3 protein-coding genes are annotated in these 14,458 nt (G+C 62.4%); all 3 read left to right on the top strand.

Annotated elements, in window-relative coordinates:
- Position 1: 1 nt before the first annotated feature.
- From EPZ47_RS17690 to EPZ47_RS17680, 3 genes are read left to right on the top strand one after another with little or no spacing between them, the layout of a single operon-like run.
- Entirely contained in the window at positions 2–9,025 is a 9,024-nt protein-coding gene (locus tag EPZ47_RS17690) for a non-ribosomal peptide synthetase (protein WP_158296368.1), read from the top strand.
- Positions 9,022–12,810 carry a non-ribosomal peptide synthetase gene (locus EPZ47_RS17685; protein WP_135845991.1) on the top strand — a complete coding sequence of 1,263 codons (3,789 nt, stop codon included), beginning with the start codon at positions 9,022–9,024 and terminating at the stop codon, positions 12,808–12,810. The genes EPZ47_RS17690 and EPZ47_RS17685 overlap by 4 nt, the downstream gene beginning before the upstream one ends.
- Positions 12,807–14,450 (top strand): cyclic peptide export ABC transporter, encoded by a 1,644-nt coding sequence (locus tag EPZ47_RS17680; RefSeq protein ID WP_135845990.1) that lies wholly within the window; start codon positions 12,807–12,809, stop codon positions 14,448–14,450. Before EPZ47_RS17685 ends, EPZ47_RS17680 begins: the two co-directional genes overlap by 4 nt.
- Positions 14,451–14,458: the final 8 nt, after the last annotated feature.

Genomic DNA, 14,458 nt, shown 5'->3' with positions numbered 1-14,458 from the left:
GATGACGCAACAAGCTTTCCTGGAGATTGCGCAGCGGCTGGCTTCCTTGCCCGCGGACAAGAAAAAAATCTTTCGCCAGCGCCTGGCCGAGAAGGGCATCGATAGCTGGCGCCTGCCGATCGTTCCCGCCGTGCTCGGCGAAGGTGAGCACATGCCGTTGGCGCAGGCGCAGCGGCGATTTCTGTCGGCGGAAGCCCTGAGTGGTCGTGCCCTTTACAATCTGTGCTCGGTACTGCGTTTTGACGGCCGCCTCGATGGCGAACGTTTGCAACAGGCCATGCAGCAGTTGACTGATCGTCATCAGATCCTGCGCACCCGTTACACCACCGATTCCCAAGGCCAGATGCAGCCCCATTGTGAGTCGCAACAAGTGCCGCTGCCAACCGTCGAACCGTTGACCCTGGCTGCTTCTGAATACGAGCAGTGGTGCGCCGATGAATACGCCCGCCAGCTCGCCGAGCCCTTCGATCTCGCTCAATCGGCGCCTTGGCGCTGGCAAGCCTTCAGCGACGCGCAAGAGCAATCGACCTGGTTGTTTTTCACCATTCACCATGTGGCCTACGATGCCTGGTCGGCTCAGCAACTGACCCTTGAACTGGCCGAGGCTTACCGGGCGCTGGCATTGAATGAGCCGGCCCGCCAACCCGAATTGAGTATCCAGTACGCCGATTACGCCGCCTGGGAACGCGAGTGGCTGGACAGCGAAAGCTGCCGGCAGCACATCGACTTCTGGCGCAGCCAACTGGCGGATGCGCCGGCGCCATTGGCATTGCCCCTGGATCGACCACGCCCTGCGCCTGCTCAACGCCGCCATAGCGGCGCGGTGCTTGCCCGGGAGCTTTCACCGCAGCTGACAGCGGCGGTAGAGGCCGCCATTCGCGGTCATGGCGTGACGCTGTACATCTACGGCCTGACGGCCTTCAGTTGCCTGCTGTCGCGCTACAGTGGCGAGCATGACCTGTGCCTGGGCACCTCGGCGGCACAACGTGATCGTCCAGAACTGGTGCCCTTGATCGGCCCGTTGCTCAATACCCTGGTGATCCGTCAACGCCTGCACGATAACCCGGACTTCGCCAGCGCACTGCTGCGCACCCGTGACACCGTGGCGGCAGCCTTCGATCATCAGTTGCTGCCTTTCGAAAATGTCCTCGAAAGCCTTGACCGTTTGCGTTCGAGCCCGCTGTTCCAAGTGATGTTCGTCCAGGTCGATTTACCCGAAAGCCGCACCCTGACATTGCCCGGTGTCGCGGTTGAAGTGCTCGACCCGCCGCAGCGCCATGCACGCTTCGACCTTACGCTGCGCCTGGTACGTACCGCTGACGCGCGCCTGCGCTGCGAGTTGGAATACAGCGACGAATTGTTCGACGCGGCGACGGTTGAGCAGATGCTGGATGACTTGCTGGCGATTTTAAAAGAGGCATCAAGCAATCCCCAGCGACGGCTGGCCGAACTGCAACTGGTTTCGCCGCCGAGTGAGGTGCGCGGCCCAGCATTGGGCGCGCTCCCCATGCCGCTGGATCAGCAGGTGCTTCATTGGGCAACGTACACGCCGAACGCGGCAGCCTTATGCAGCGCTGGGCAAATCGTCGACTATGCCGCGCTCGGTGCCGCGACCCGTGCACTGGCCACGCGACTGGCCGGGCAGGGCATCGGCCCGGGCCAGGTGGTTGCGCTGTGCATGCCGCGTTGCGCGGAACAACTGCTGGCGATGCTGGCCTGTTGGCAACGCGGTGCGGTGTGTCTGTTTCTTGACCCGGTGCAGCCGCCACAGCGACTTGCGCAGTTGCTGCAAGACAGTGGCGCGACCCTGTGGGTGACACTGGCCGAGGCCCCTGAAATGGACGCCGACCTGGCGCGCCTGGTACTCAGTACTGCCGACTTGTCCGCGCTGGCCTCAGAAGATGGTCTGGGCGAGAGCCTCAGCCAGCCGCACCTGCCTGCATACCTCATTTATACCTCGGGCTCGACCGGTCAGCCCAAAGGTGTCCTGGTCACTCATGGCAACCTGGCGCATTACGCGAGCGCGATCGGTCAACGCTTGCAAGCGAAGCCGGGCAGCCGCTGGGCGACGTTGGCGACCGTGGCTGCGGATCTGGGGCTGACATGCGTGTTCGCCGCGCTGAATGCCGGCGACCCGCTGATTTTGCCGCCCGCATCGTTGACCTTCGATCCGCCCGGCTGGGCTGACTTTCTCGACGAGCAGCCCGTGGATTGCCTGAAGATTGCGCCGTCGCACTTGCGCGGGCTGTTGGCGCTGGACGATGCCCGACGCGTCTTGCCCAGGGACGTATTGATCCTGGGCGGTGAGGGTTTCGATCACACCTTGTTCGCACGGGTGCGTGAACTGGCACCGCAACTGCGCATCTTCAACCATTACGGGCCTTCGGAAACCACGGTCGGCGTGATCTGCGGGGAAATCCAGGGCCTCGACTCGCTTGACGCGGGTCTGTATCTGCCCTTGGGCCAGCCGTTAGCGGACTGCCATTTGCGCATCGTGGACAGCAATGACGTGGCGGTGCCGCTGGGTGTCGCCGGCGAGCTGCTGATCGCAGGCCCTCAGGTTGCCCAGGGCTACCTCGGTCAACCTGAGTTGACCGACCAGGTATTTGGCTCCACTGCCCAGGGGCAACGCTTTTATCGCAGCGGCGACCGGGTTCGCCTGGATCGCAGTGGGCAACTGGTGTTCCTGGGGCGTCAGGATGATCAGGTCAAGATCCGCGGTTTTCGCGTTGAACCGGGCGAGGTCAGTGCCTGGCTCACTGCTCAGCCCCAGGTTCGCGAAGGGGCGGTGCTGGCCTGCGAGGTGAAAGGGCGCACGCAACTGGTGGCGTATCTCAGTCCCGCCTTGGCAACCGAAGCATTGGCGGCCCTGCAAGCCGAGGCCAAGCGTCAATTGCCGGAACACATGGTGCCCAGTCATTGGTGGGTACTGGATACGCTGCCGCTTACGGCCAATGGCAAGCTGGATCGGCGGGCATTGCCTGAGCCGACCGAGACCGAGTCGGCCGCTGCATCCACCCGGCCACCGATCGGCGCCACGGAACAGCGCCTGGCGCAGCTGTGGTGTCAGATTCTCGATTGCGCGCACGTCGGACGCGAGGATGATTTTTTCGCCCTCGGCGGTGATTCGATTCTCAGCTTGCAATTGATCGGCCTGGCTTCGCGCGAAGGACTCAAGTTGCAACCCCGCGATGTCCTGCAACATCCCACCCTGGCGGCCATGGCCCTGTGCATCGATGGCCGGTTGAACCCGGTGTTGCTCAGCGTCCTCGCGGCTTTTCGCGAGTTGCTTGAACAGCCTGGCCTGGGGCCGGACGCCGACTTCTTTGCCGAGGGCGGGGATTCGATCCTCAGCCTGCAATTGATCGCGCGTCTGCGCCAGGCCGAACTGCGCCTGATGCCCCGGCAATTGCTGGAGAACCCCAGTGCCCGGCAACTGGCCGAGGTTCTGACGGCCTCAGCGTCGCAGGCTGTTGCACCGACGCTTGCCAGCGAAACCTTGGCGCCGCCACGTGCACTGTCCCACGCCCAGCAACGGGTGTGGTTCATGCAACAGCTCGATCCGGCTGCAACGGCTTACAACGTTACGCAGTTGCTGGCCTTGCGTGGTGACCTGGATGTGCCTCGACTGCAACGCGCTTGCCAGACCCTCGTCTCGCGCCATGACGCGTTGCGCTGCAGGTTTTTCGAAGAGCAAGGGCAAGTCTGGCAGCGCCTGGATGAGACGGCCGCTGCAATCTTCAATGTGCATGACCTCCAGGACCCGGATGAATCACAACAGGCCGCAGCCATTGCCGGGGCCGCCCAGCGGGTTTTTGATCTTGTGCAGGGGCCGTTGCTGGCCATCGATGTATTTTGTGTGGCACCGGGTGATTATCGCTTGCTGTTCAATGTCCACCACATTGCCGTGGACGGCTGGTCCATGGGCTTGTTGGTCGAGGACTTTGCGCTGATCTACCAAGACCGGGCCACGCCTGCGACTACCGGATTGTTGCCATTGATCGAAGCGCAGCGGCGAGATCTGGAAGGGGAGCAGGGCAGCCAGTTGCTGGCCTACTGGCAACAACGCTTGCAAGGTCTGAGCAACGAACCGCTGGAACTGCCCGACCATTGCACGCGCCCGGCGCTGCAGGCATACGCTGGCGCCCGCAGCGAGCTGGCCTTGCCCGTTTCGTTGAGCGCGGCGGTCGAGACCCGGGCCCGGGCACTGGGTGTCACGCCCTTCGTGCTGTATTTCGCCGCCTACCAACTCCTGCTCTGGCGTCATGGCGGGAGCAAGGATTTCGCCATTGGCTTGCCAGTGGCAGGGCGCGAATCGGCCGAGAGCCAGGCATTGGTCGGTTTGTTCGTCAACACACTGGCGCATCGGGTGCAGATTGATCCCCGGCAAAGCCTGCAATCCTTTATCCAGACCCTGAACGGGCAGTTGGCCGATGATTTGTCCCATCAGGCGCTGCCGTTCGAGCAACTGTTGGACATGCTGGATGTCGAGCGCAGCCTGGATCGCACGCCGGTGTTCCAGGCCATGTTCAACTATCAGGCGGACCACCGCGATTCGCGCAGCCTCAGCCTGCCGGGCGTCAGCGTGCAAGCACTGGCGTTGCCGGACGGCGTGGTGAGTGCCAAGTTCGACCTGACGTTCAATCTGTTCACCCAAGGCCGCGGGCCCGATGCGCGTACCGGCTTGATTGTCGAATACGCGACGGCGCTGCTGCGCCCCGACACCACCCAACGACTTGTCGAGGATTACCAGGGATTGCTCGCCAGCCTGGTCAGCCTCGATCTTCAGCAGCGCTTGCTGGAAGTCCCCCTCGGCTCAGTCACTACCTTGGCCACGGCGGGCACGTCCATGCACTTGCACGGCGAGGCCGATTTTGTCACGCGCTTTGAAGTGCAGGCCGCCGTTCATCCCGAGCGTATCGCGGTGTGCTGCGCTGATCGCCGCTTGAGCTACGCAGAGCTGGATGCTCAAGCAAACCGTCTGGCCCAATGGCTGCTGGCGCAGGGCGTGGGGCAAGAGTCGACGATTGCCTTCTGCCTGCCTCGGGACGAAAGATTGCTGGTGTGCCTGTTGGGGATCCAGAAGGCCGGCGCTGGCTACCTGCCGCTCGACCCGGCTCATCCACCGGCACGTCAGGCGCAGATTCTCACCCGGGCGCGGCCGCAATTGCTGCTCTGCGATACGCTGTCCGCGGACATTCCTGGGCACCTGCGCTGCTGCCTATGGGCGGACCTGCCATTGGCCCAGTTCCCTGCACAAGCCCCGGCCTTGGCGACGACGCTTGAGCAGTTGGCTTACACGCTCTACACCTCCGGATCGACCGGGCAACCCAAGGGCGTGCAGATCAGTCGAGGGAATTTCGCCAACTTCCTGCTGGCCATGGAAGAGGCGCTGCCACTGGAAAACGTGCAGCGTTATCTGGCCCTGACCACCGTGACCTTCGACATTTGCGGCCTGGAGCTGTGTCTGCCGCTGGTACGCGGCGGCACCGTGGTGTTGGCCGATGATGACGAACGACAGGATCCCCTGTTGCTTGGGCGATTGATTCAGGACCAGGCCGTGGACCTCATCCAGGCCACCCCGGCGACCTGGGCGATGCTGCTGCAAGGCGATCGCAAGGTGCTGGCCGGGCGTGTGGCCCTGGCCGGTGGTGAGGCGCTGGCGGCGGAAATGGCGACCGAGCTCAGGCAATGCGTGGCTCACCTCGTCAACGTCTACGGCCCGACAGAAACCACGGTGTGGTCCACCCAGACGCCGATCGATGCCCTGCAATTACCCGTCGCGCCCATTGGCCGGCCATTGCTCAACACCCGTTGCCACGTCCTCGATGAACACTTGTGCGAAGTGCCTCCCGGCTGCGTGGGCGAGCTTTATATTGCCGGTGACGGCCTGGCCCGCGGTTATGCCGGGCAGCCGGGGTTGACCGCCGAGCGTTTCATTGCCGATCCGTTCAGCCGCGACGGCGGGCGTTTGTACCGCACCGGCGATCTGGCGCGTTGGCAGCCCGATGGGCAGTTGTATTACCTCGGCCGCACCGATGACCAGATCAAATTGCGCGGTTATCGCATCGAACTGGGGGAGATTGAGGCCGTGCTGCTCAGCCACCCCGAACTGCTGCAGGCGGTCGTGGCCGTGCAAGGCGAGCATCTGGCCGCCTTCTGGGTCGCCAATCCTGACAATCCACCTGACGCAGCCTCTATCCGCACCTACTTACAGGGACGTTTGCCGGCCTACATGTTGCCGACGCATTTGCAGGCGCTGGAACAACTGCCCCTCAATACCAATGGCAAGGTGGATCGTAAACAGCTGCCGCGCTTGCAGTTGGAAATCTCCAGCGCGGGTGTTGCTCAGCGCGCCCTGACGACCAGCGAGGCGACGCTGGCCGAGGTCTGGGCGGCGGTGCTGAACCTGCAACAGATCCCTGCCGATGGGCACTTCTTCCAATTGGGCGGGCATTCGCTGATGGCGGCCCAGGTGCGTGCGCGCTTGCGTGAACAGGGCTTTGAAGTGCCGTTGCGCTGGCTGTTCGAAACGCCGGTACTGGCGGACCTCGCACAGCGTATCGAGGGCCTTGCGTACCATCTGGATCTGGCTTCGTTGCAGATCCCTCAGGTCGACCGGCAGTTGGACCAACCCTTGTCCTCGGCGCAGCAACGCGTCTGGTTGATGCAGCAGCTGGATCTGGCCGACAGCAGCTTCAACATGAGTAGCAATGTACGTTTGCGCGGACCACTGGACCGCCATGCCCTGGAGCGTTCATTGCACCGGCTGGTAGACCGCCATGCCATCTTGCGTACCACCTATCACCAGCGTAACGGCGAGTTGTACCAGCGGATTCACGGGCAAATGTCGGTGGCGTTGCAAGTGGTCGTGTCGAGCGACGCGCAGTGGCCGGACGATGCCCGCGACATTGCGCTGCGACCGTTCGACCTCGCCAGCGAGGCACCGCTGCGGGCGGTTCTGTACCGCCTCGGCGAACAGGAACATGTGCTGCAACTGGTCATGCACCACATCGCCTCCGATGGCTGGTCCGGCGCCGTGCTGGTGGATGAACTGATCCAGGGCTACGAAGCCTACAGCGCGGGTGTGCTGCCGCCACAGAGTGAACTGGCGATTCAGTACATCGACTATGCCGTATGGCAAGGTTCGGCGCCGGTACAGCTGCGTCAGCGTGAAGGCCTGGACTTCTGGCGGCAGACCCTGGCCGGCATTCCGGCGCAGGTGCCACTGCCGTTCGACTTCCCCCGTCCGGAGCGCGACAGCGGCACCGGGGCGGCCCTGGACTTCCAGTTGTCAGCAGCCACGGTTGGCCGGCTGAAGGCTTTCGCGCAGGACAGCGCAACGTCGCCGTTCATGGTGCTACTGACGTGCTATGCCGCCGTGCTGCAACGCGAAACGCAAGGCCGTGATCTGGTCATCGGCACGGACGTGGCCAACCGCGACCATCCGGCCACTGAATCGCTGATCGGCTTTTTCGTCAATCTGCTGGCCTTGCGTATCCGTCTGCAACCGGAACTGAGTTTCCGTGAGCAAGCGCAGCAGGTCCGGGAGACCTGCCTGCAAGCGTTTGCCTGGCAGGACACGCCGTTCGAGCGTGTCGTCGAATGCCTGGAGCTGCCACGGGTGGCGAATGTCCACCCGCTGTTGCAGACGTTGTTTGTCCTCGACAACACGCCGCGCCAGCAACGCCAACTCGGCAGTTTGCAGGTCGAGCCACTGACGGGCGAGCAGCACCATTCCAAGTTCGACATGGCCCTGTTCGCCAGCGAAGACGACGATGTGTTCAACCTGCGCTGGGTGTACCGCACCAGCCTGTTCCGCCCGGCTACGGTCGAACGCTTGCGTGATGCCTTCGAGTCGCTGCTGGACATGGCCCTCGGCGCACCGGACAACCCAATCGATACCCTGATTCCGACTCCAAAAGGAGCTGCTGCAATGTCCACGGACAATCCGCTGCAACGCAAAATGAGCAAATTGGGCAAGATGCGCCAGAGCGGATCGCCCGTCACCCGCGAGCCCTTTGAAGCCCGACCGTTGCGCGAAGGTTCGAAGTTCCCCCTGTTGATTCAACTGCGTGATCGCGAGCTGGCGCCGGCCATTTGGGCTGAGGCCAACCGTGAGAAGGTCGAAAGCTGGTTGCGCGAGCACGGTGGCATTCTCTTGCGTGGTTTTGATTTGCCGACACCGGCGGATTTCGAAGCCTTTTGCCAGGCGCTGTGTCCGCAGTTGTATGGTCAGTACGGTGATCTGCCGAAGGAAGAGGGCGGCAAGAACATCTACAAGTCCACGCCCTATCCCAAGGATCGGATGATCCTGTTCCACAACGAGAGTGCTCATCAGCATCGCTGGCCGCGGCGCCAATGGTTCTACTGCCAGACGCCCGCCACTTCCGGTGGCGCGACCCCGATCGTCGACAGCCGTCAGGTTTACCGTGAACTGCCAGCCTGGCTGCAAGCGAATCTGCGTCGCAAGCAACTGATGTATGTGCGCAATTTCAGCACCAGCCTGGACGTCAGTTGGCAGCACTTCTTCCAGACCCAGGAGCGCGAGCAAGTCGAGCGGATCTGCCGTGAGAGCAACATCGATTTTGAGTGGCGCGGCGCCAACGATCTGCACACCCGTCAGGTTTGCCCGGCGGTGATCCTGCATCCGCTGACGGGAGAGGAGAGTTTCTTCAACCAGATCCAGCTTTATCACCCGGCCTTCCTCGATGCCGATGTGCGCGAGCAGTTTTTACGCGATGGTGAAACGGCGATGCCGAGGCAAGTGTTCTACGGTGACGGTTCCGAGCTCGAGCCGAGTGCCATCGAGGCCATCAACGCCGCCTACGACCGTTGTGCCGTGCGCTTCGACTGGCAGCAGGGCGATGTGGTCATGCTCGATAACATGCTGGCGGCGCACGCCCGGGATCCGTTCGAAGGCGAGCGCAAAATAGTGGTGGCCATGGGCGAAATCTATGGTCGTGATCAGGTCATGGCTGCGCCGGCGCAGACCGAAGAGACACCCGCAGAGTTGAAACCATGATGGACCTTGGACTAACGCTTTCACCTCAACAAAAACAACTGGCCCAGGCCAGTCCGCAAGCCTGGCGCTGGGTTCGAATGCAACTGTCGGGCGTGCCCGAAGGCATTCTCGAACAGCGACTGCGTGACTGCTTGCGGCAGCATCAGGCACTGCGCATGCGTTACCAGCGCCCGGTCGGCGCCACGGGATTGCGCCAGCGTGTGGTCGAGCCCCTTGAGTTGCGCCTGAACTGGCGCCAGGGCCGCTCAGGTGACGGGCATGATGAGCAACAGTGGCTGCGTGAGGCCCAGGCGCATTGCCTTGCCGAACAACCCGATGTGTTGGCCTGGTTACTCGACGATTGTCTGCTGTTGGCGGTCCCGGTGTATTCGCTGGATCAGCGCAGCCTGATCCAGTTGCAGGAGCAATTGCTGGGGCGCGCCGCGTCGTTTGAAAGCGAACCCATGCAGTACGGCGAATACGTCGAATGGATCAATGGCCTGCAACTGGACGAGGATGCCGAGCAGGGTGCGCAGTTCTGGCGCAACCTGGCCTTGCAGGACATTCCGGGCATGCGCCTGATCGAGCGCTATGGCATCGCCAGTGGCAACCATGCCGTTGTTCGGCTAAAGCTTGCGCAGACAATGCCAGCGGCGTTGACGGCGCTGGCCGAGCGCGAAGGCGTGGCGGTCGAAGCACTGGCCCTGGCCGCCTGGGGCTCATTGCTGGGCAGGCTCAATGGCCAGCAGCACGGCCAGTTGGGTTTGCAGCACGATCCTCGCGATGACTATGAAGAGCTCTCGGGGGCCTATGGGCTGTTCGAGCAGACTCTGCCGATGGTGGTGCGGGTGTCCGAACACAGCACCTGGATCAACCTGGCCCGGCCAGTGGCCCGGCAACTGGAAAACGCGGTGGCTTGGCAGGAATATGTCGGTCAGGCGCAGCTATTGCCCGAGTGGCGTGCCAGTTTTCAGGCTGGGCTGCGCGTCGTGCATGCACCGCTGCTGGGGGGGCTGCAAGTCCTGTCCTTCGACACCCCGGTCGAACTGCAATTGCAACTGACGCTCGATGCCCAGGACAGTGGGGAACTGACACTGGCCTATGACCGTGGTCTGTACCGTGAAGAGCAGATGCAGGTCTTGCTCAAGCGCTTCGCCCATTGGCTCGAGCAATTGCTGCAGTCGCCCAACGGCCTCATCGCTGGCGTTGATCCGCACTTGCCCGAGGAGCTGTTGGCGTCGCCGACGCGTCCCGCCCTGGCGCCGGATCTCGATATCGTCGCCACCGTGCGCGAGCACGCCCGGACACAACCGGATCGGCCGGCGTTGCGCTATGCAGAGCAACTGTTCTCTTACGCCGAACTCGATGCCTTGAGCGATCGTGTGGCCGGCAGCCTGCGTCAGGCCGGTGTCGGCCAGGAACACGTGGTCGGCCTGTATTTGCCCCGTGGCGCGCAGATGCTGATCGCGATGCTGGCCTGCTTCAAGGCCGGTGCTGCCTATCTGCCTCTTGATCCTCAACAACCACCGCTGCGGCTGGCCGACATTATCGAGGATGCCCGACCGACCCTGTTGCTGTACGTAGAGGGCCTGCTGCCCGATACCTCGGTCGATACCCTGTGCTGGTCGCAGGCCTGCACCGGGCCGGTGTTCGATTCGCCGGTGCGGGGCTCTGCGCAAGACCTGGCCTACGTGCTCTATACCTCGGGCACCAGCGGCAAGCCCAAAGGTGTGCAAATCGAGCAAGGTCAATTGCGCCATTACGTCACGCAAGTGACCCGCGCGCTCCAATTGCCCGAGGCCGGGCATTATGGCCTGGTGTCCTCACTGCTCGCGGATCTGGGGAACACCGTGCTGTTTCCGGCCTGGTTGCAGGGCGGTTGCGTGCATGTGCTGGAGCAGTCCACCGTGACCGATGCCCGGGCGTTCGCCGAAGAACTTCAGCGCTACCCATTGGACGTGCTCAAAATCGTTCCTTCACACCTCGAAGCGCTGATGGGCGAGCACGCTCCCAACGGCATTCTTCCACGCCAGGTCCTGGTACTGGGCGGAGAGCCGCTCAGTGAGCATTTGCTGAGCCGTCTGGCCCAAGCGAAACCGGCCTGTCGCCTCTACAACCATTACGGTCCGACAGAGACCACGGTGGGCGTGCTATGGCGGGCGATCGATGTCAGCCAGGGCGTGAGTGACAGCGCCTTGAATCAAGTATTGGGTGATAACCGTATCCACTTGCTCGACGACCAGCAACGAGCGGTGCCGTCAGGTCAGGCCGGGGAGTTGTGCATCAGTGGCGCCAGTGTCGGGCGCGGTTACGTGGGCGGTGTCGGTGGCAGTGCCTTTGGTGTCGATCCGCTCAGCGGCCGCCGCCTGTATCGCACTGGTGATCTCGCTTTGCGCCAGGCCGATGGTGCCGTTCGCATTCTGGGGCGTAATGATCAGCAGGTGAAAATCCGCGGGTTTCGCCTCGAGTTGGCGGAAGTCGAACAGGCATTGTTGGCCCAGCCGGGGGTATTGCAGGCCGCTGTCTTGCTCGACGGCGAAGGCGACCATGGGCGCTTGCTGGCTTTCGTGGTCAAGGACGACGCTCGGTTGCAGACGACTGAGCACCTGTACGCCGCCCTGGCTCGCCAGCTACCGGACTACATGCTGCCCAGCGGTATCCTTGCGCTCAAGACACTGCCACTGAACAGCAATGGCAAGCTTGATCGCAAAAACCTGCTCGAGCGTGCCAGGCAGCGCTTGCAGAACACCCGCGTGGCGCCTGTCGGCGAGCTGGAAAGCGCCATTCTGGGCATCTGGTGCGAGGTGCTGGGTGTCGACGACCTGGGGGTGACCGACAACTTCTTCAATGTCGGCGGGCACTCGCTGGCGGCGATCAAAGTGGTGTCGCTGATTCGCGAACGGCTGTCTCTGGAGTTGCCGACCAATCTGCTGTTCGAGCGGCATACCGTGCGTGATCTGGTTCATGGCCTGGGCAACGGCGACAGCGGCGGCCCATGGAAAGTCTTGAATGACGCGGATGAGCATTCGCCGGCCCTGCTGCTGGTGCACGGGGCGCAAGGGCACCTGCAGGCGTATCAGCCGCTGGTAGACAATCTAAGTGGTAAAGTCGCGGTCTTTGGTCTGGCCGCCCTGGAAAAGGGCTGGGATGAGGGCACCATGGACGGGCTATTGCAGCAATACGTGGCGAGCATTCCCGTCCATTTGAAACAGCGTCCACTTGTGCTGCTGGGCTGGAGCCTGGCGTCGCGGCTGGCATTGATGCTGGTGCCCCATCTGCAAGCCCACGGCTTTAACGTCGAAGGGCTTGTGGTACTCGACCACGATGCGCAGCGCAGCCTGGCCGGCGAGGGCGATGAAGCAGGCCAGTTGATTGCAGATTTTGCTTTCTACTGCCGCACTCACGCCCAGCCAATCGGTGAGTCACTGCGCGAGCGTTTGACGGGCCTGTTGGCGGGTCTGGACTATGCCGAGGGGGTTGCCCGGTTGCTCAACGATGACCAGGTGCGTGCGCATCTGCAATGGCGAGCCGCCGATGCTGATTTGCTCACGCTATTGGCGCAATATCGCTCGATCAAGATGCGCTTGTATGAGCAACCCTTGCCCATCGTCGATGTGCCGCTGTGGCTCTGGCGCGGTAATGCCCATGCCGACTTGCGTGCTCAGTGGCAAGGGCATACCCGGCAAGCTGTTCGCCAGTGGACACTGGACGTAGGGCATCACGAGATGCTCGCAGAGCCGCGATTGGTCGAAAGCCTGTTGCCTTTACTGTTGCAAACCTCTGCCAAGGTGGTGTCTGCCTCATGATCCTATTGAAAGAACTGTTGCACGACGCTCGATGGCGCATTCTGCTGGCGATTCTGAGCAGCGCCTTGAGTGCGGCAACCAGTATCGGCCTGATCGGGTATATCAATCGCAGCCTGGAGCACGGACTCGATGATATCGGCCGGGGCTTGTTGCTGTTCGGTGGCCTGCTGATCCTATTGTTCATCAGTGGTGTCACGTCGCAATGGCTGCTGGTGCAGATCGGGCATCGCCTGGTTTACCAGTTGCGCCTGCGGCTGGTGGGCAAGGTGTTGGGCACCGCACTGGAGCGCATCGAGCGGCTGGGCAGCCCGCGTATCTACAACGCCCTGACCAAGGATGTGACCACCGTCGCCACGGCGTTCAAGCAGTTGCCGATCTCCTTGTACAACGGTTTGCTGTTGCTGGCGGGGCTTGCTTACATGGCCTGGCTGAGCATGCCGTTTTTTTTCCTGACCCTTGGGGTGATCGCCCTTGGGGTGGGGCTTGATGTGTTGCTTGGGCGCAAGGTCAAGACCTTGATGCAGGCCGTACGGCAACAGGACGACCAGTTGACCGAGCAGTTCGAGGCTGCCATCCAGGGGCGTTGCGAGTTGGGCCTGAGCCGGGAACGCCGGCACCTGCTCTATGAACACAAGCTCGAACCCATCGCGCGGGCCTCGCTGGATGCGTCGGTACGTGCCGACACCTTGTGGGCGGTGAACCTGAACTGGACGACACTGCTGGTGTTCGTACTGATCGGTACGCTGTTCTTTCTCGGCCAGGGGCTGGGGTTGCTCAGTCAGCAGGTCGTGGTGGGTTACGTGCTGGCAATCATGTTTCTGCGCACGCCGATCTCGATGATTCTGGATGCCATTCCTGCGGTCATTCGCGGCCATGTCGCCTTGCAGGCCATCGATGCCCTGGCGCTGGGTGAGACGGTGCAGTTCAAGACACCTGCGCAAGCGGCGCAACCCTTCGGCGAGTTGCGCCTGTCAAACGTGCATTATCGCTATCCCGGGCAGAGCGATGAGTTCGCGTTCGAGCTGGGGCCGATCGACCTGACGATTCGTCGCGGTGAGCTGATTTTCATTGTCGGCGGTAATGGCAGCGGCAAATCGACCCTGGCCAAGCTGCTGACCGGGCTCTACGTGCCGACTTCGGGGCAGGTTTCGCTGAATGGTGCGGTACTCGATGCCAGCACCAGTGAGTGGCATCGAGAGCATTTCGCCGCCATTTTTGCCGACTTCTATCTGTTCGCCGATGTGCTGGGCGAGGCTGGCAATCATGAAGGGCTCGAGGCTCGGGTGGATCATTATCTTGCCCGCCTGGGGCTGGCCCATAAAGTCGAATTCGCGGCCGGGCGGTTGTCGACCACGGCGTTGTCCCAGGGCCAGCGCAAGCGTCTGGCACTGTTGCTGCTGATGATGGAAGGCCGGGAAGTGTTCCTGCTGGACGAATGGGCGGCCGATCAGGATCCGGTGTTCCGCCATGTGTTCTACAACGAACTGCTACCCGAGTTGAAGGCGGCCGGCAAGACGGTGATTGCAATCACCCATGACGACCGTTATTTCGATGTTGCCGACCGAGTCTATCGTCTCGACTACGGCCATCTCGTGGACTACGACCGAACGACAGAGAACCCTTTTCAACTGGCGAAATAGGGTTGCCG

Source organism: Pseudomonas viciae, assembly GCF_004786035.1.
Taxonomy (GTDB): Bacteria; Pseudomonadota; Gammaproteobacteria; order Pseudomonadales; family Pseudomonadaceae; genus Aquipseudomonas; species Aquipseudomonas viciae.
The sequence above is the reverse complement of the archived record's forward strand: the minus strand, read 5'-3'. Positions and strand labels throughout refer to the sequence as shown.